Annotated in this window: 17 protein-coding genes and 1 pseudogene; 7 read left to right on the top strand and 11 right to left on the bottom strand. The window is 73.4% G+C overall.

All coding sequences use genetic code 11. The features are described from left to right. Positions 1 to 124: 124 nt before the first annotated feature. The 8 genes from ACJ9NR_RS32425 to ACJ9NR_RS32390 all read right to left on the bottom strand — a co-directional run bounded on the left by ACJ9NR_RS32425 (position 125) and on the right by ACJ9NR_RS32390 (position 7,932). A complete protein-coding gene (locus ACJ9NR_RS32425; protein WP_412491133.1) occupies positions 125 to 481 on the bottom strand; it encodes an MmcQ/YjbR family DNA-binding protein in 357 nt (118 codons plus the stop codon). A gap of 30 nt (positions 482 to 511) precedes the next feature. Next, positions 512 to 1,045, bottom strand: coding sequence for a GNAT family N-acetyltransferase (locus tag ACJ9NR_RS32420; protein ID WP_412491853.1), 534 nt, complete (start codon positions 1,043 to 1,045; stop codon positions 512 to 514). An 8-nt stretch (positions 1,046 to 1,053) separates the two neighbouring features. Further along, positions 1,054 to 1,662, bottom strand: coding sequence for a helix-turn-helix domain-containing protein (locus ACJ9NR_RS32415; protein WP_412491134.1), 609 nt, complete (start codon positions 1,660 to 1,662; stop codon positions 1,054 to 1,056). Positions 1,663 to 1,828: 166 nt separating this feature from the next. After that, entirely contained in the window at positions 1,829 to 2,731 is a 903-nt protein-coding gene (locus ACJ9NR_RS32410; RefSeq protein ID WP_412491135.1) for a LysR family transcriptional regulator, read from the bottom strand. A 120-nt stretch (positions 2,732 to 2,851) separates the two neighbouring features. Next, complete coding sequence (locus ACJ9NR_RS32405; RefSeq protein WP_412491136.1) at positions 2,852 to 4,045, bottom strand: glycine C-acetyltransferase; 1,194 nt, start codon at positions 4,043 to 4,045, stop codon at positions 2,852 to 2,854. 47 nt (positions 4,046 to 4,092) lie between these two features. After that, on the bottom strand, positions 4,093 to 5,121 hold the full coding sequence (tdh, locus tag ACJ9NR_RS32400) for an L-threonine 3-dehydrogenase (RefSeq protein ID WP_412491137.1): 1,029 nt from the start codon (positions 5,119 to 5,121) through the stop codon (positions 4,093 to 4,095). A 145-nt stretch (positions 5,122 to 5,266) separates the two neighbouring features. Further along, complete coding sequence (locus ACJ9NR_RS32395) at positions 5,267 to 6,448, bottom strand: Gfo/Idh/MocA family protein (RefSeq protein WP_412491138.1); 1,182 nt, start codon at positions 6,446 to 6,448, stop codon at positions 5,267 to 5,269. Between the two features lie 404 nt (positions 6,449 to 6,852). Then, complete coding sequence (locus tag ACJ9NR_RS32390) at positions 6,853 to 7,932, bottom strand: endonuclease/exonuclease/phosphatase family protein (protein ID WP_412491854.1); 1,080 nt, start codon at positions 7,930 to 7,932, stop codon at positions 6,853 to 6,855. Positions 7,933 to 8,194: 262 nt separating this feature from the next. Between ACJ9NR_RS32390 and ACJ9NR_RS32385 the strand changes: the two genes are divergently transcribed. Both ACJ9NR_RS32385 and ACJ9NR_RS32380 read left to right on the top strand, forming a co-directional pair. Beyond that, the gene (locus ACJ9NR_RS32385) at positions 8,195 to 8,887 is read left to right on the top strand and encodes a response regulator transcription factor (RefSeq protein WP_412491139.1); all 693 of its coding nucleotides are present in this window, start codon (positions 8,195 to 8,197) and stop codon (positions 8,885 to 8,887) included. A 10-nt stretch (positions 8,888 to 8,897) separates the two neighbouring features. Beyond that, on the top strand, positions 8,898 to 9,953 hold the full coding sequence (locus ACJ9NR_RS32380; protein ID WP_412491140.1) for a sensor histidine kinase: 1,056 nt from the start codon (positions 8,898 to 8,900) through the stop codon (positions 9,951 to 9,953). A gap of 23 nt (positions 9,954 to 9,976) precedes the next feature. Here the strand turns inward: ACJ9NR_RS32380 and ACJ9NR_RS32375 are convergent, their stop codons facing one another. Next, positions 9,977 to 10,915 carry a LysR family transcriptional regulator gene (locus ACJ9NR_RS32375; RefSeq protein ID WP_412491141.1) on the bottom strand — a complete coding sequence of 313 codons (939 nt, stop codon included), beginning with the start codon at positions 10,913 to 10,915 and terminating at the stop codon, positions 9,977 to 9,979. Positions 10,916 to 11,024: 109 nt separating this feature from the next. Between ACJ9NR_RS32375 and ACJ9NR_RS32370 the strand changes: the two genes are divergently transcribed. The 5 genes from ACJ9NR_RS32370 (at position 11,025) to ACJ9NR_RS32350 (ending at position 14,075) form a co-directional block, all read left to right on the top strand. Continuing rightward, a complete protein-coding gene (locus ACJ9NR_RS32370; protein WP_412491142.1) occupies positions 11,025 to 11,327 on the top strand; it encodes a muconolactone Delta-isomerase family protein in 303 nt (100 codons plus the stop codon). Beyond that, positions 11,324 to 12,526, top strand: a complete 1,203-nt coding sequence (locus tag ACJ9NR_RS32365) for a YbfB/YjiJ family MFS transporter (protein WP_412491143.1) — start codon at positions 11,324 to 11,326, stop codon at positions 12,524 to 12,526. The genes ACJ9NR_RS32370 and ACJ9NR_RS32365 overlap by 4 nt, the downstream gene beginning before the upstream one ends. A 54-nt stretch (positions 12,527 to 12,580) precedes the next feature. After that, positions 12,581 to 13,180, top strand: a complete 600-nt coding sequence (locus ACJ9NR_RS32360; protein ID WP_412491144.1) for a GPP34 family phosphoprotein — start codon at positions 12,581 to 12,583, stop codon at positions 13,178 to 13,180. Between the two features lie 106 nt (positions 13,181 to 13,286). After that, entirely contained in the window at positions 13,287 to 13,628 is a 342-nt protein-coding gene (locus tag ACJ9NR_RS32355; protein ID WP_412491145.1) for a DUF1801 domain-containing protein, read from the top strand. Positions 13,629 to 13,859: 231 nt separating this feature from the next. Beyond that, positions 13,860 to 14,075: a hypothetical protein gene (locus tag ACJ9NR_RS32350; RefSeq protein ID WP_412491146.1), complete on the top strand. Its 216-nt coding sequence runs from the start codon at positions 13,860 to 13,862 to the stop codon at positions 14,073 to 14,075. Between the two features lie 79 nt (positions 14,076 to 14,154). Here ACJ9NR_RS32350 and ACJ9NR_RS32345 read toward each other — a convergent pair. Beyond that, positions 14,155 to 14,753 (bottom strand): annotated as a pseudogene (locus tag ACJ9NR_RS32345) (TetR/AcrR family transcriptional regulator). A 53-nt stretch (positions 14,754 to 14,806) separates the two neighbouring features. After that, positions 14,807 to 15,388 carry a GAF domain-containing protein gene (locus ACJ9NR_RS32340; RefSeq protein ID WP_412491147.1) on the bottom strand — a complete coding sequence of 194 codons (582 nt, stop codon included), beginning with the start codon at positions 15,386 to 15,388 and terminating at the stop codon, positions 14,807 to 14,809. Positions 15,389 to 15,395: the final 7 nt, after the last annotated feature.

Here is a 15,395-nt window from a genome sequence, read left to right as displayed (position 1 = left end):
ATGCCCACCGGACGTCGCCCCGGGCACGGCCCGCCGGATGCCGTCGCCCCGGCCACCGCCGTCGCCCGGCCACCACGCCTGTCCGGAATCATGCCACGCGGCACCGACGGCGCCCGAGCCGTTTCTACTCGCCCGGAACCCCCAACTCCGGGTAGGCGTCGAGCAGTCGGGACGGGGCCGCCTGGCGCCAGGAGTCGGCGAGGATGGCGCGCAGCTCGTCCTCGTCCTCGATCGCGGAGAGGCGGGCCCGCACCCAGGCGAACTGCGCCTCGTGGCCGGCGATCCAGAACTTCCCCGGCTCGGCCAGCACCAGTTCCGCGCGCTCCTCCTTGGGGCAGCGCACGGCGATGGAGGTCTCGTCCTCGGGCAGCGTGGCGAACATCTTGCCCGCGACGCGGAACGTGGGCATGCTCCAGGCGATCTTCTCCGTCGTGTCCGGCAGGGCGAGGCAGATACGGCGTACGTCTTCGGCGTCCAGCATGCCCGGCACCGTAGCCGCCGCCACTGACAATCACCTGGTGGGAGCGGCGGGGATCAGTCTCTTGAAGTAGATCGACGTCGGCCGCAGCGCGCCGTCCGGGGCGGCCGCGTAGTCCGGGATCGCGCCGATGCGGGTCCAGCCGGCCGCGTCGTAGAGGCGCTCGGCGGGGCTGCCGGTCTCCGTGTCCAGGTGCAGGAGCGTGATGCCGGACGTGCGCGCCGCCTCCTCGGCCGTGGCCAGGAGCGTGCGGCCCAGTCCCCGTCCGCGCGCGTCGCGGTGCACCATCAGCTTGACCAGTTCGCCGCGGTGGCGGCTGTTGGGCTTGTCCGGGTGGGCCAGGCCGATGGTGCCCAGCGGCCGGACGCCGTCGTCGGCCGCCCATACGGCCAGCCACCCGGCGGCGACGAGCGCGGCGCGCTCCTTCCACCAGGCGAGGGCCTCCGCCCGGTCCAGCGGTGCGAGGAAGCCGACGGAGGCACCGCCCTCCACGGTGTCGACGAGCAGGTCCGCCAGCTGTTCCGCGCGCGCGTGGAGTCCGCGGGCGTCCAGCCGGGTCACGGTCACGTCCACGTTCACGGCAGCACCACCGCCAGTACGTACCGCGCCCCCTCGGGTCCCGCGCACCGGAACCGCGTCGGGCCCCACACCCGCAGCCGCAGGCAGTCCCCGGCGGTGAGGCGGTGTTCCACGTCCTGTGCCGTCACCTCGAGAGCTCCTTCACGCAGCCAGATGTGCTGCTCCAGGCCGGGCACGGGCGGCCGGTCGTAGGCGATGTCGGCGCCCGCGGCGAGCCGTCCCTCGACGAGTTCGCCGCGCAGCCCCGCGTGCGGCGGCGACACGGACCGTCGTACGAAACCGGAGGCCTCGTCCCGCCACACCCGCTGTTCGGCGGCCCGCACCAGTTGCGCCGGTTCCGCCTCGACCTCGCTGAGCAGCTGGGACATGGTGCGCCCGTACACGCCGCACAGACGGTTCAAAAGCGAGGCGGTGGGGCTGATCTGCGCGCGTTCGGCACGGGAGAGGGTCGAGCGGCTGACCCCGCTGCGCTCCGCCAGCTCACCCAGGGACCAGCCTCGTTCGGCCCGCAGCTCGGCGAGGCGGACACCGAGCCGGGTGTCGAGCCGGACGTCGAGCCGGGTGTCCGCGGCGTCCGGCCCGGCCTCGGCGCTGTTCTGTCTCATATCAGGGATGCTATCCCGTATCCGGGAAGGCGGCGGACTTCTTCCAGGCGCCGCAGCGCCGTCGCGCGGTCGGCGCCGGTGTTCCGGCTCTTGCGGCGCTCGGCGCGGCCGGCGTCGTCGGCGGTCCCGAAGCCGGCGAACGGGCGTCTGCGGGCGTGAGGGGCCCCTACGCCCGCGCCGCCTCGGCCAGCGCCGTCAGCACCGGCCGGATCAGCGGGTGCTCCTCCGCCCCCCGCCGTACCGCCGCGAACACCCGCCGGGTCGGTGCCACCCCGTCGACGGGCCGGACGACCACGCCCGTCAGGTCCGTCCCCCGCAGCGCCGAACGCGGGACGAGCGCGACGCCCGCGTCCGCGGAGGCGAGCGCCACCACCGCGCGGAAGTCGTCCGACGAGTGCTCCAGACGGGGCTGGAATCCGGCGGCCTCGCAGGCCAGCACCACCACCTCGTGGCAGGGGTTGCCCGGGTAGGGGCCGATCCACGGGTCCTTGGCCAGTTCGGCCAGCGGGACCTCACCGGCGCCGGCCAGGCGGTGGCTGAGCGGGACGACGGCGTCGAAGGGCTCGGCGTACAGCGGCACGTGGGTCAGGCGCGGGTCGTCGGCGGGCGGCGCGCCCCGGTACTCGACCGCGACCGCGACGTCGACCTGCCGGTCCAGGACCATCGGCAGGCTGGCGTCGCCCTCCGCGTCCTGGACGCGGACGCGGATACCGGGCGCGGACTCGGCGAGCCGGGTCACCGCCGGGGCGACGACCTGCGCGATGCCGGTGGCGAAGGAGGCGACGGTGACCGTGCCTGCGGCGCCCGAGCCGTAGGCGGCGAGCTCCGCCTCGGCTCGCTCCAGCTGGGCGAGGACCGCGTTGGTGTGGCTGAGCAGGATCTCGCCCGCCGGGGTCAGCCGCACGCCCCTGGCGCTGCGCTCGACCAGGCGGTGGCCCGTCTCCTGCTCGAGCGCCGTGAGCTGCTGGGAGACGGCGGAGGGCGTGAGGTACAGCGCGGCGGCAGCCGCCGTCACCGTACGGTGGTCGGCCACCGCACGGAGGATGTGCAGCCGCCGCGCTTCGATCACGGCACGATTATCGCAAGCCGCGCGCGAACCCCCGGCGGTGGCTCGGCCGGGGCGCGCCGACGTCCCGCCCCGTGGGACGCACCGAGCGGCCCGCCCCGGCTCCGTGGGCCCCGCCGGCGCTCAGCTCTCCAGTTCGGCCCGCGCCGCGACGAACGCCTCCACCGCGCGGTTCACGTCCTGCGCCGAGTGGGCCGCCGACAGCTGGACCCGGATCCGGGCCTGACCCTGCGGGACCACCGGATAGGAGAAGCCGATGACGTACACGCCGCGCTCCAGCAGCAGCTCCGCCATCCGGCCCGCGACCGACGCGTCGCCGATCATCACGGGCGCGATGGCGTGGTCGCCGGGCAGGATCTCGAAGCCCTCCTCCCCCATCCGGCGGCGGAACAGCGCCGTGTTCTCGGCGAGGCGCACCCGCAGGTCGTCCGCCGACTCCAGCAGGTCGAGCACCTTCAGCGAGGCCGCGGCGATCACCGGGGCGAGGGTGTTGGAGAACAGGTACGGCCGCGAGCGCTGGCGCAGCAGGGCGACGATCTCGGCGCGGGCCGCGACGTAGCCGCCGGAGGCGCCGCCGAGTGCCTTGCCGAGGGTGCCGGTGATGATGTCGACGCGGTCCATGACGCCGTGCAGCTCGGGGGTGCCGCGGCCGCCGGGGCCGACGAAGCCGACGGCGTGGGAGTCGTCGACCATGACCATGGCGTCGTAGCGGTCGGCGAGGTCGCAGATGTCCCGCAGCGGCGCCACGTAGCCGTCCATGGAGAAGACGCCGTCCGTGACGATCAGTTTGCGGCGCGCACCCGCGGCCTCCTTCAGCTGCCGTTCCAGATCGGCCATGTCACGGTTGGCGTAGCGGAACCGGCGGGCCTTGGACAGGCGGATGCCGTCGATGATCGACGCGTGGTTCAGGGCGTCCGAGACGACCGCGTCCTCGGGGCCGAGCAGCGTCTCGAAGACGCCGCCGTTGGCGTCGAAGCAGGAGGAGTACAGGATCGTGTCCTCCTGGCCGAGGAACGCGGACAGGCGCGCCTCCAGCTCCTTGTGCACCTCCTGGGTGCCGCAGATGAAGCGGACCGAGGCCATGCCGTAGCCCCAGCGGTCCAGGGCCTCGTGCGCGGCGGCGACGACCTCGGGGTGGTCGGCGAGGCCGAGGTAGTTGTTGGCGCAGAAGTTGAGGACCTCGCCGGGGCGGCCGCCCGCGGTCACGTTCACGGTCGCGGACTGCGGGGTGCCGATGACACGCTCGGGTTTGTGCAGGCCGGCGGCACGGATCTCGTCGAGGGTGGCGCGCAGGTCGTCGCGGGCGGAGTCGAACATGGGGGAAGCTCCTAAAAAGCCGTCGCCGAAGGGGAGTTGCGCGGGAGTTACGCGGTCCAGTCGAGGATGACCTTGCCGCCGCGGCCGCTCGCCGCGTCGGCGAACGCCGCCTCGAAGTCGCGGTGGCCGTACCGGCCGGTGATCACGGGCGACAGGTCGAGACCGCCTTCCAGCAGCACCGACATCGCGTACCAGGTCTCGAACATCTCACGGCCGTAGATGCCCTTGATGGTGATCATCGAGGTGACGACGCGGGCCCAGTCGACCGGGAACTCGGCGGCCGGCAGGCCGAGCATGGCGATCCGGCCGCCGTGCGTCATGTTGTCGATCATGTCGCGCACGGCCTCGGGGCGGCCGGACATCTCCAGGCCGATGTCGAAGCCCTCGCGCAGTCCCAGCTCCCGCTGGCCGTCGGCGATCGCGGCCCGCGAGACGTTCAGGGCGAGGCTCACGCCGATCTTGCGGGCCAGTTCCAGGCGCTCCTCGCTGACGTCGGTGACGACGACGTTGCGGGCACCGGCGTGCCGGGCCACCGCGGCGGCCATCAGGCCGATCGGCCCGGCGCCGGTGATCAGGACGTCCTCGCCGACGAGGGGGAAGGACAGCGCGGTGTGCACCGCGTTGCCGAACGGGTCGAAGATCGCGGCCACGTCGAGGTCGACGGGCACGCGGTGCACCCACACGTTGGACGCGGGCAGCGCGACGAACTCCGCGAAGGCGCCGTCCCGTCCGACGCCGAGCCCGACGGTGGAACGGCACAGATGGCGCCGGCCGGCCTGGCAGTTGCGGCACTTGCCGCACACCAGATGGCCCTCACCGCTCACCCGGTCGCCGATCGTGATGTCCGCGACGTCCCGGCCGGTCTCCACGACCTCGCCGACGAACTCGTGCCCGACCACCAGCGGGGTGCTGATCGCCTGTTGCGCCCAGCCGTCCCAGGCCCTGATGTGCAGGTCGGTGCCGCAGATACCGGTACGCAGCACCTTGATCAGTACGTCGCCGGGCCCGACCGTGGGTTCCGGAACGTCCGCGAGCCACAGCCCCGGCTCCGCCTTCTCCTTGACCAGCGCCTTCACGCTACGGCTCCTGTGCTCGAGGGACCGGGCGCGGGCATGCCGGAACAGCCCGCCTCCGGGGTGGGGGTGGAATCACCCGGCAATCTGCCGCACCGCACCACGCCGGGTCCATCGAGGATTTCTTAAGCCGCGTCCCAGATCCGCTTCACACCTGTCCCCGTTCGAAGTAGGCGACCAGGTCGTCGTCCGGCGGCGGCACCTCTTGCACGGCACCTCCGGCGCGCAGCGACGCGGTCGCCCCGTACCCGGCCGCGACCGCCATCCGCGCGGCCACCGGTGAGGTGTCGGTCGGGCCGCCCTCCCGTACGAAGCGCAGGAACTCGTCGATGAGCAGCGGGTCCGCGCCGCCGTGCTCGGCGTCCTGCTCGGGCTCCGGCACCCGGTACTCCGCGTCGGGCTCGGCCCGGTACCCGGAGCGCCGGGCGTTCCACACCCGCACCACTCCCCCGGGTATGTCGCCGAAGTTCTCCAGGCGGCCCGCGTCGCCGATGACGGTGTAGTTGCGCCAGTAGTCAGGGGTGAAGTGGCACTGCTGGTAGGCGGCCAGCACCCCGTTGTCCAGGCGCAGGTTGACCACCGACACGTCCTCGACGTCGATCACCGGATTGAGGGCGCGCTGGGTGTGCGGGGGCCAGTGGCCGTCCTCGGTGTACCAGTCGGCGCTCTTGGGCTCGCCGGGCGCCCGGCGGTGCGGGTTGCCGCCGTAGACCATGAGGTCGCCGAAGGCCTGTACCTGGCGCGTGCAGCCGCCGGCCAGCCAGTGCAGCACGTCCAGGTCGTGGGCGCCCTTCTGCAGCAACAGGCTTGTGGTGTAACGGCGTTCGGCATGCCAGTCCTTGAAGTAGAAGTCGCCGCCGTGGCCGACGAAGTGGCGCACCCAGACCGTCCTGACGGTGCCGATGTCGCCGCGCGTGACGAGGTCCCGCATCCGGCGGATCACCGGCATGTGCCGCATGTTGTGGCCGACGTAGAGGCGTGTGCCGGTCTCGCGGGCGGTGCGCAGGATGCGGTCGCAGCGCTCCACGGTGATGTCGAGGGGCTTTTCGACGAAGACGGGCTTGCGGGCGCGCAGCGCCGCGCAGGCGAGGTCGGCGTGGGTGTGGTCCGGGGTGAGGATCAGCACGGCGTCGACGTCCTCGGCCTCGATGACCTCGCGGTGGCCGTCGACCGTCCGGACCCCGTCGATCAGTTCGGCGGCCTGTTTCCGGCGCTCCGGGTCGTGGTCCGCGACGACGGTGACGCGGGCGCCCCCGCCGGGCCGGTGGGCGACCCGGGCGAGGGAACCGCGCAGTCCGAAGCCGAGAACGCCGAGGCGCAGGTCGGTCATGGTGGACCCTTCCTTGGCCCTGCGCCCCGGAGCCGCTCGCGCGGACCGGCCTGGTCGAGGCGGGAGACCTGGTAGTGGCTGAGGAACCAATCGTCGCCCACCCGGGTGGCCGGCACCGAGAGCTTCACCCGCAGCGCGGGCCGGTCCGTGAAGGAGAACTCGACGTCCAGGTAGCCGAGGACCAGGCCGTCGGCGGGCCGTCGGGTCTCCAGGACGCGGTACGCCGCCTTCGTCCCCGGGGGCTGGGAGTCGTAGTGGGCGGCGACGCCCGCCCGTCCGACGCTGTAGGGGTGCAGCCCCTGGAGGATGGCGTCCTCGGACTCGCAGCGCAGATCAGCGGTTCCGGGCGCGCCGCGTGCCCGTCGGCCCGCCGTCGCCTGCGCCGGCGGGAGGGCCGGCCGTGTTCACCAGCTGATCGCGGCCGCCACCGGCAGATGGTCGCTGCCGGTGGCCGGCAGCACCCAGGAACTTCTCGGCTTCACGCCCCTGACCAGGATCTGGTCGATCCGCGCCACCGGGAACGCCGCCGGCCAGCTGAAGCCGAAGCCGTCCCCGGCCACCTCCTGGGCCGACCGCATCCGCGAGGTGACGCCGGCGAACGCGCGGTCGTCCAGGGTGCCGTTCAGGTCGCCGAGCAGCACCACCCGCTCGTTCCTCTCGGCGGCGACGGCCTTGCCGAGCGCCTGCGCGCCCCTGTCCCGCTGGGCCGTCGAGAAGCCGGCCCTCGGGTTCACGCGTACGGAGCCCAGGTGGGCCACGTACACCGCCAGCGGTCCCTGTTCGGTGGCCACCGTGGTGCGCAGCGCCCGGGCCGAGGCGAGCCTGACGTCGGCCGGCTTGGTGGCCGCCAGCGGCCCGTAGTCCATGCCGACGTCGACCGGCCGGGTGTCCGACAGCGGCAGCCTGCTCCACAAACCGACCGTGCCCTGCACCGTGTGGTACGGGTACGCCTTCGCCAGCCCCTTCTCGTACACGCCCCGGGCCTGCTCGCTCAGCTCGACCAGGGCCAGTACGTCCGCTCCGGAGGCGGCCAGGTCGCGGGCGGTGCCGGCCGGGTCGGGGTTGCCGGCGTCGACGTTCTGGCCGACCACGGTGAGGTCACCGCCCGGGTGCGACTTGTCGGCGAGCAGCCCGCCGAAGAGGTTCAGCCACACCGTGACCGGCAGCAGCAGCGCGGCCACCGCGGAGGCGGAGCGGCGCCACAGCGCCCCGGCCAGCAGGACCGGGACGAACAGGCCGAACCACGGCAGGAAGGTCTCCACCAGGCTGCCGAGGTTCCCGATCCGGTTCGGGATCCACGCGTGCAGCAGCATCAGCAGACCCAGCAGCAGCGCCAGCGCCGTGAGGAACGGGCCGCGCCTCCAGGGCCCCGGCCGCAGCACCGGACGGATCACCCGGCCGAGGACCGCAAGCCCTGTCCCGCCGCCGGCATCCGGGCCGTCAGCGCCGCGCCCCCCGGTCTCCGCCGCGTCCACCCGCGTCATCGCCTGTCCTCGCTCACTGCCGCCGCCACCGCTCGCTGCCACTTGCTGCCCTCCATCGCCGATCACCGCCGCGTCCACGGTCGTGTGCGGCCCGTCCCCCGCGGCCGAGGCGCGCGCCGGGCGGTCGGGACGCCGACGACCGGGCCGCTGTCGGTGCTGGTTCGCTGCCGCGCATTCCCCGAGTCAAGGCAGCACGGTGTTGCCGGCACGTATGCGGTTTCCGATATGCCGGCGATATGCGCGGGCTCGTAGCGTGGAGGGCATGCGTGTGCTGATCGTCGAGGACGAGCCCTATCTGGCGGAGGCCATCCGCGACGGTCTGCGCCTGGAGGCGATCGCCGCCGACATCGCGGGCGACGGCGACACCGCCTGGGAGCTGCTGAGCGTCAACGGCTACGACATCGCCGTCCTCGACCGCGACATCCCCGGGCCGTCGGGTGACGAGATCGCCCAGCGGATCGTCGCCTCCGGCAGCGGGATGCCGATCCTCATGCTCACCGCGGCCGACCGGCTCGACGACAAGGTCTCCGGGTTCGGGCTCGGTGCCGACGACTACCTCACGAAACCGTTCGAACTGCGGGAGCTCGTTCTCCGGCTCAGGGCCCTCGACCGCAGGCGCGCGCACAACCGGCCGCCGGTGCGGGAGATCGCGGGTCTGCGGCTGGACCCGTTCCGCAGGGAGGTCCACCGGGACGGCCGCTACGTGGCGCTGACCCGGAAGCAGTTCGCCGTGCTCGAGGTCCTCGTCGCCGCCGAGGGCGGTGTCGTCAGCGCCGAGGAGCTCCTGGAACGCGCGTGGGACGAGAACGCCGACCCGTTCACCAACGCCGTACGCATCACGGTGTCGGCCCTGCGCAAGCGCCTCGGCGAACCCTGGCTGATCGCCACGGTGCCGGGCGTCGGATACCGCATCGAGGCACCCGGGAGCCGGTGCGAGGGGCGGGACCGTGGATAGGCAGCCCGGATTGAGCGTCCGCCTCAGACTCACCCTCAGCTACGCCGGCTTCCTCCTGCTCGCCGGCTTCCTGGTGCTCGCGGCGGGGTGGGTGTTCCTGAGCCGCGTGCCCCACGTCGGGCTCATCATGGTGCCCAACTACCGCCTTGCCATCCTGCGCGCCTTCGCTCCGATCGCGTCCTGCACACTGGGGTTCCTGCTGGTGTTCGGACTGGTGGGAGGGTGGTTCCTCGCCGGCCGGATGCTGGCGCCGCTGACCCGGATCACCGACGCCACCCGCCTGGCCACGGACGGATCGCTCTCCCACCGGATCCGGCTCCCGGGCCACAGGGACGAGTTCCGCGAACTCGCCGACGCCTTCGACACCATGCTCGCGCGGCTCGAGGCACACGTCGCGGAGCAGCGGAGATTCGCCGCCAACGCCTCGCACGAGCTGCGCACCCCGCTGGCGATCTCCAAGACGCTCATCGACGTGGCGCGCACCGATCCGCACCACGACACCGGCGAGATCCTCGACCGCCTGCACACCGTCAACACCCGGGCGATCGACCTCACGGAGGCCCTGCTCCTGGTCAGCCGCGCAGAACAGCGGTCGTTCGCCCGGGAGCGGGTCGACCTGTCCCTCCTGGCGGAAGAAGCCACCGAGACCCTCCTGCCCCTCGCGGAGAAGCACGGCGTCGCCATCGAGACCTCCGGCGACATCGCCCCCACCGCCGGTTCGCAGACCCTCCTGCTCCAGCTGACCATGAACCTCCTGCACAACGCGATCGTCCACAACCTGCCCGAGCAGGGCACCGTGCGGGTCTGCACCGGCGTCCGCCCCGGGACGGTGGTGCTCACGGTGGAGAACACCGGCGAGAAGCTCGCCCCCGAGGCCGCCTCGACGCTCACCGAGCCGTTCCGGCGCGGCACCGAGCGCGTGCACACCGACCACGCGGGCGTCGGCCTCGGCCTGGCCATCGTCAAGACCATCGCGCAGGCACACGACGGAACACTCGCCCTGGCCCCCCGCTCCGCCGGAGGGCTCCGCGTCACCGTGGAGCTGCCCGCCGTGTCAGGGGACTGAGATGCCGCCGGCGGCCGATCGGGTCAGCGCGCGGGCGCGTGCGGGTCGTCGGCCGGCAGCCAGGCGTCCGCGGCATGGACGCCGAGGTCTCCCACGCCGTCCCGGAGGGCGTCGACGAGACCGAGGACCGCGTCGCGCCGCTCGTTCTCGCGCCACACCAGCGACCACGTCCAGTATACCTTCGGTGCCACGATCTCCCGGCGGACCAGGTCCGGAGGCAGCGGAGCCGTCTGCCCCTTGGGTGAGTTGACGACCGGGCGGGAGCAGCGCCGGACGTGGTCGAAGAAGGCGGGCCCGGTGATCGCGCCGTCGGAGATCCGCACCGTACGGGCCCCGGTGGCCCGCGCCAGCTCCTCGCCGTAGACGTTCCACGACGCCCAGGAGGTGACGTCGTCGTCGATGAGGACGTCGGTGTCGCGGGCCGCCACATCCGGCACGTCACGGCTGTCACCGCCCTTGGCCACGGCGTACAGCCGGTCCGCACCGATCAGGTGGGCGCGCAGGCCGAGGCGGTCGAGGTCCTGGCCGCGCACCCAGCACACGGCCAGGTCCAGGCTGCCGTCGGCGACCCGGGCGGCCTGGGTGTGCGAGGGGGCGACCCAGGCGTCCAGGTGCAGCCGGGCGACCGCGGCCGTCCGCGAGCCCAGGTCCGGCGGCAGCCAGTTGACGTAGCCGAGCCGCACCGCCTGCGAGCCCGCCAGCCGGCCCGCCCGCCGCCTGAGGTCGTCGGCCCCCTCCAGCAGGGCGCGGGTGTGCGGCAGCAGGGCGGCACCGGCCGGGGTGAGGGAGACCGAGCGGCGGTCGCGGTCGAACAGCCGCACCCCCAGGTCCCGTTCGAGGGCCTTTATCTGCTGGGAGAGCGAGGGGCCCGCGATGAGCAGCCGCTCCGCGGCCCGGCCGAAGTTCAGCTCCTCGGCGACCGCGACGAAGTACCGCAGCTGGCGCAGTTCCACGGGCGCCATGCTACGCGCGCTGAGAGGCCGCGCCTCCCAGCAGCGAGGCAGCCGGTCGTGGCATCGGCGCCGGTGACGGGCCCACGATGAGGGCACGTCACGCAGATCGGAGGGAACCGTGCGAGAGTTCCTGGTCGAGATCACCACCACCGTCCCCGAGGGCACCAGCCAGGAGGAGGTCGACCGGCGGCGCGCCGCCGAGGCCGTCCGCGCCGGGGAACTGGCCGCCGCGGGCAACCTGGCCCGGCTGTGGCGCCCCGTCGGAGAGCTGCGCAGCATCGGCGTGTGGCGCGCCGCCGACGAGGCGGAGCTGCACGAGAAGGTGCTCGGCACGCTGCCGCTGCGCCCGTGGATGACCCTCACCGTCACCCCGCTGGAGTCCCACCCCAACGACCCGGGGCGGGTGGACGGCACCCGATGAGCACCACCTCCTCCTGGCGCCTGGTCGCCCAGGCCGGGGCGGCGCTCGCGGCGGGCATGGGCGTCGGCCGCTTCGTCTACACGCCGATCCTGCCCCTGATGCACTCCCAGGCGGGCCTGTCCGCAGGCGCCGGCGCGAACCTGGCCACCGCCAACTACGCCGGCTATCTCGTCGGGGCCCTGGCGGGCATCCTCTTCCCCGCGCTGATCCGCTCCCGCACCGTCCTGCGCGTCTCCCTGCTGGTGCTGACCGCCACGCTCGCCGGCCTGCCGCTCACCCACAGCGTGGTGGTGTGGGGCGGACTGCGGCTGCTGGCCGGGGTGACGAGCGCCCTGGTCTTCGTCGTCGCGGCCGGCTCGCTCCTGCACCATCTGCGCGGGCACCCGGCGCATCTGTCCGGGTGGGCGTTCGGCGGGGTGGGTGCCGGCATCGCCCTGTCCGGGCTGCTGGTCCTGGCGCTGCGGTCGGTCGCCGACTGGCGGGCGGCCTGGTGGTCGGCGGCCGCGCTCACGGCGGTACTCGCCTGCGGTGCGTGGCGGCTGCGGCCGGAGGACGCCCCCGCCGTGCAAGCGGCCCCGAGCACTCCCGGGCCCGGGACGCACCGCTGGTTCGCCGCCCTGTTCGTCAGCTACACGCTGGAGGGCGTCGGCTACATCGTCGCCGGGACCTTCCTGGTCGCCGCGGTCGGCCAGGGTTCCCCCGGCCCGCTGGGCAGCGGCGTCTGGGTGCTGGTGGGGCTGGCCGCCGTACCGTCCTCGGCGCTGTGGGCCCGCCTCGGGCACCGCTTCTCCCGCCCCGGCCTGCTGCTCATCGCACTCGTGATCCAGGCGGCCGGCATCGCCCTGCCCGCCCTGAACGGCACGACGGCCGCCGCTCTCGTCTCGGCGGTGCTGTTCGGCGCCACCTTCCTGGGGGTCAGCACCCTCGCCCTGGCCACCGGCGCCCATCTGCGCTTCCCCCGCTCCGTGGCTCTGCTGACCACGGGATACTCCGTCGGCCAGATCCTGGGTCCCCTGGCCGTCGCCCCGCTGCTGCGCCACGGCTACCAGCAGGCCCTGCTCCTGGCCGCCCTGGTCGTCCTCGCCGCGGCCGCGGCCGCCGCGGTGCTGCGGATCGGTTTCCCGCACCACATGGTCGTAGTACGACACACGGAGCCGCGCCGGCAGCGAGAATCGGCCCAGGACGCACGGCCCGCCTGAGGCCGACGCCCCCCGCGCCCGCCCCGCACCCGGCCAACTGACGTGGAGCCGCTCATGAACACCGCACGGGACCTCGCACTCGTCGCCCTGGACGCGGCACCCGACCGCCCGGTGGAACAGGGCGACCTCTCCCTCGCGCTCGCGGGTGCCGAGATCCTCGACCTCGTCGAGGCCAAGGCGCTCGTCCTGGACGGCGAGCGCATCCTGCCCAGCGCCCAGGCCCCCACCGGCGACCGCCTGCTGGACGAGGCCACCGCCGCACTCATGCGGCAGGAGCCCTACGAGTCGGTCGAGGACTGGCTGTGGCGCCGGGGCCGCGGGCTGGCCACGGCCTACGTGGACGACCTGGAACGGGTCGGCCTGACGACCCGTGGGCGCGGCCGCCGGCTCCGGATGAGGACCTGGCGCACGGAACCGGTCGACTCGGCGGCGCGCCGCCGGGCGACCGAACGCCTGGCGCAGGCCGAGCCCGTCCTCACGGCCCTGGCGGCCGCCGCCGGCGTCCGGGACGAACCCACCGGGCAGGACGTCGACGACGAGGCCGTCACCACCGTACTGGCCGCCGTCGGGGACTCGGTGATGGAACTGGAGGCGGTGCGGCAGCGCCGGCAGATCGAGGACGCGGCGTTCGACAACGTGTGGCGCGGTTACTAGGACTGTTGCGCAAGCGGCGCCCGCCGCGATGCGGAGCGGGCCGGGCGGAGGAGCAGCGGCCGGCTGGGCGCGGTGCCGGCGCTCGCGCCCGGTCAGAATGAGCCGCGTGGACGCCGACGTGCAGACCTACCTCGACGGGATCGCCACCGAGCACCGCCCGCTGTCGGACCGGATGCACCGGCTGACCCTGCGGGCGTACCCGGACGCGGGCCTCGCGCCGTCCTACGGGATGCCGGCCTACCGGGCCGGCGACCGGAGACCGCATGCCGGGGTGTGGCGGCACGGAGTGTCGGTCGACGGCCGGGAGAAAGGCCGGGCCACGGGGTTCGTCTCCCGCCACCCCGACCTCGTCAGCGGGAAGGGCACGATCCGGCTGCGCTCCCCGGCGGCCGCCGCGCTCACCGACGACGAGTCGGGCGATCTCGTTCGCGCTTCGCTGGAAACCTGAGCGCCCATCCTGCCTTCCGGGGTGCGCGCCTCTTCCGGCATGCGCGCCTCTTCCGGGATGCATGCCGGCGTCCCGTCAACGGCCTTGCACACCGGGCGCGTTGAGCCGATGGGTGGGGCCTGGAGTCAGGGGGGAGTCACACGAACGGCCGCGCCCGACAGGAAACCTGCCGCGGGGGCATGCAGATTGGTCCACATGAAGCACACACACGAAACCCGATGGGAGATATCCATGCCCCGGACATTCGCGATCAGCGCCGCCCTCGGCCTCGCTCTCGCAACCGGATTGGCCACGGCCGGATACGCGGTGGCCGCGCCCGCCGCCCCGCACGCCGCGAAGGCCGCGACGGTCCAGTCCAGTCCTGTCTCCGCCGCCGACCACGGCGGCTGGGGCGGTTGGGACGACGACGACGGCGACTGCAACGGCACCGGCAACATCTGTGCGTGAGACCCGTTCGGCATGAGCCGGGGGCAGGCGAAGGAGGAGGGCCGTGTGCCTGTGCAGTTCCTCCTCCGCCTCCCTTCTCTCAAGCGCCCGAAGCTCCCAGCAGTGCACGGCAGTTGCGCCACAGCGGACCCAACCGGCCAGTGCTGTTGTAGAGCTTGGCGAACAGAACCTGGCCCTCCATCTGGGCCACCACCGCACGCGCCGCCTCTCCCGTGTCCGTCACGGTGACGTCACCGCGCCCGCGTGCCTCGGCGACGACCGACTCGACCATGTCGACCTGCGCCTCGAAGATCTCCTGAAGCCGCCGTCGTACGGACTCGGTCTGGTTGCTCAGTCCAGGGTGAGATTGCCGAACAGACACCCGGACACGGTGCCGCAGCCCTGCTGCGCGGCGTACTGTGCGGCCTCGGTCTCCTCGAACAACCGCCGCAGCCGTTCAAGCGGTTCCGCGTCCGCGTCCAGCACGCGCGCCCAGTCGCGCCGCTGGGCCGCCCAGTGCTCGTCCACGACGGCCAGCGCGAGGGACTCCTTGGACTCGAAGAAGTGGTAGAAGCTGCCCTTCGGTACACCGGCCGCCGTACAGATCTCGGCCACGCCCAGCGCCGAGTAGCCACGCGCCTCGATCAGCGAGCGGGCGGCGGCGAGGATCTTCTGCCTGGCGTCACCGGTGCGTCCCACGGCGCCAGAGTACGCGATTACTAGACCGGTCGGCTGGCCGCCGGGGCGGGGTGTCACAGCACCGGAAGCCCGTCCGCCTCCCGCCGCTCCAGCCGGGCCACCAGCTCCGCCGCCGACGCCTTGATCGTCTCCAGGCCGGGCCTCCCCCACGGCCGCGGCTCCACGTCGACCACGCACACGGTGCCCAGCGCCATCCCGGTGCTGTCGATGAGCGGTGCGCCCAGGTACGAGCGGATGCCGAACTCGTCGACGACCGGATTGCCCGCGAACCGCGGATAGTCGCAGACGTCCTCCAGCACCAGCGCCTTGCGCCGCACCACCACATGCGGGCAGAAGCCCTGGTCACGGGCCAGCTCCCGGCCCAGCACGGGCGTGGTGCCGTCCGGCCTCACCACCGGGAACGGCACGTCCGACAGGTGCAGTCCGGCGAAGAACTGCCGGTGCTCGTCGATGAAGTTGACCATGGCGTACGGCGCCGCGGTCAGCTCGGCCAGGTGGTCGGCGTAGACGTCCAGGGCGGGGTCGGCGCGCTCTCCCAGACCCAGCCTGCTCAGGCGCAGGGCACGCGCGGGGGCCTCCTTGTCCTCGGGGGTGAGCAGCAGACGACCTGCCGGGCGCGACGGGTCGTACCTCATGGGCGGG

The organism is Streptomyces sediminimaris, from assembly GCF_047049295.1.
Taxonomy (GTDB): domain Bacteria; phylum Actinomycetota; class Actinomycetes; order Streptomycetales; family Streptomycetaceae; genus Streptomyces; species Streptomyces sediminimaris.
Note: the sequence above shows the minus strand (reverse complement) of the source record. Positions and strands in the feature narration are given on the sequence as shown.

What these genes read in the sequence shown, in the direction of transcription:
- ACJ9NR_RS32395 (WP_412491138.1), bottom strand. Translation starts at nt 6,448, where the DNA reads ATGACCGACCTGCGCCTCGGCGTTCTCGGCTTCGGACTGCGCGGTTCC.
- ACJ9NR_RS32365 (WP_412491143.1), top strand. Translation starts at nt 11,324, where the DNA reads ATGAGCACCACCTCCTCCTGGCGCCTGGTCGCCCAGGCCGGGGCGGCG.
- ACJ9NR_RS32405 (WP_412491136.1), bottom strand. Translation starts at nt 4,045, where the DNA reads ATGTTCGACTCCGCCCGCGACGACCTGCGCGCCACCCTCGACGAGATC.
- ACJ9NR_RS32350 (WP_412491146.1), top strand. Translation starts at nt 13,860, where the DNA reads ATGCCCCGGACATTCGCGATCAGCGCCGCCCTCGGCCTCGCTCTCGCA.
- ACJ9NR_RS32340 (WP_412491147.1), bottom strand. Translation starts at nt 15,388, where the DNA reads ATGAGGTACGACCCGTCGCGCCCGGCAGGTCGTCTGCTGCTCACCCCC.
- ACJ9NR_RS32415 (WP_412491134.1), bottom strand. Translation starts at nt 1,662, where the DNA reads ATGAGACAGAACAGCGCCGAGGCCGGGCCGGACGCCGCGGACACCCGG.
- ACJ9NR_RS32375 (WP_412491141.1), bottom strand. Translation starts at nt 10,915, where the DNA reads ATGGCGCCCGTGGAACTGCGCCAGCTGCGGTACTTCGTCGCGGTCGCC.
- ACJ9NR_RS32385 (WP_412491139.1), top strand. Translation starts at nt 8,195, where the DNA reads ATGCGTGTGCTGATCGTCGAGGACGAGCCCTATCTGGCGGAGGCCATC.
- ACJ9NR_RS32425 (WP_412491133.1), bottom strand. Translation starts at nt 481, where the DNA reads ATGCTGGACGCCGAAGACGTACGCCGTATCTGCCTCGCCCTGCCGGAC.
- ACJ9NR_RS32390 (WP_412491854.1), bottom strand. Translation starts at nt 7,932, where the DNA reads ATGACGCGGGTGGACGCGGCGGAGACCGGGGGGCGCGGCGCTGACGGC.
- ACJ9NR_RS32360 (WP_412491144.1), top strand. Translation starts at nt 12,581, where the DNA reads ATGAACACCGCACGGGACCTCGCACTCGTCGCCCTGGACGCGGCACCC.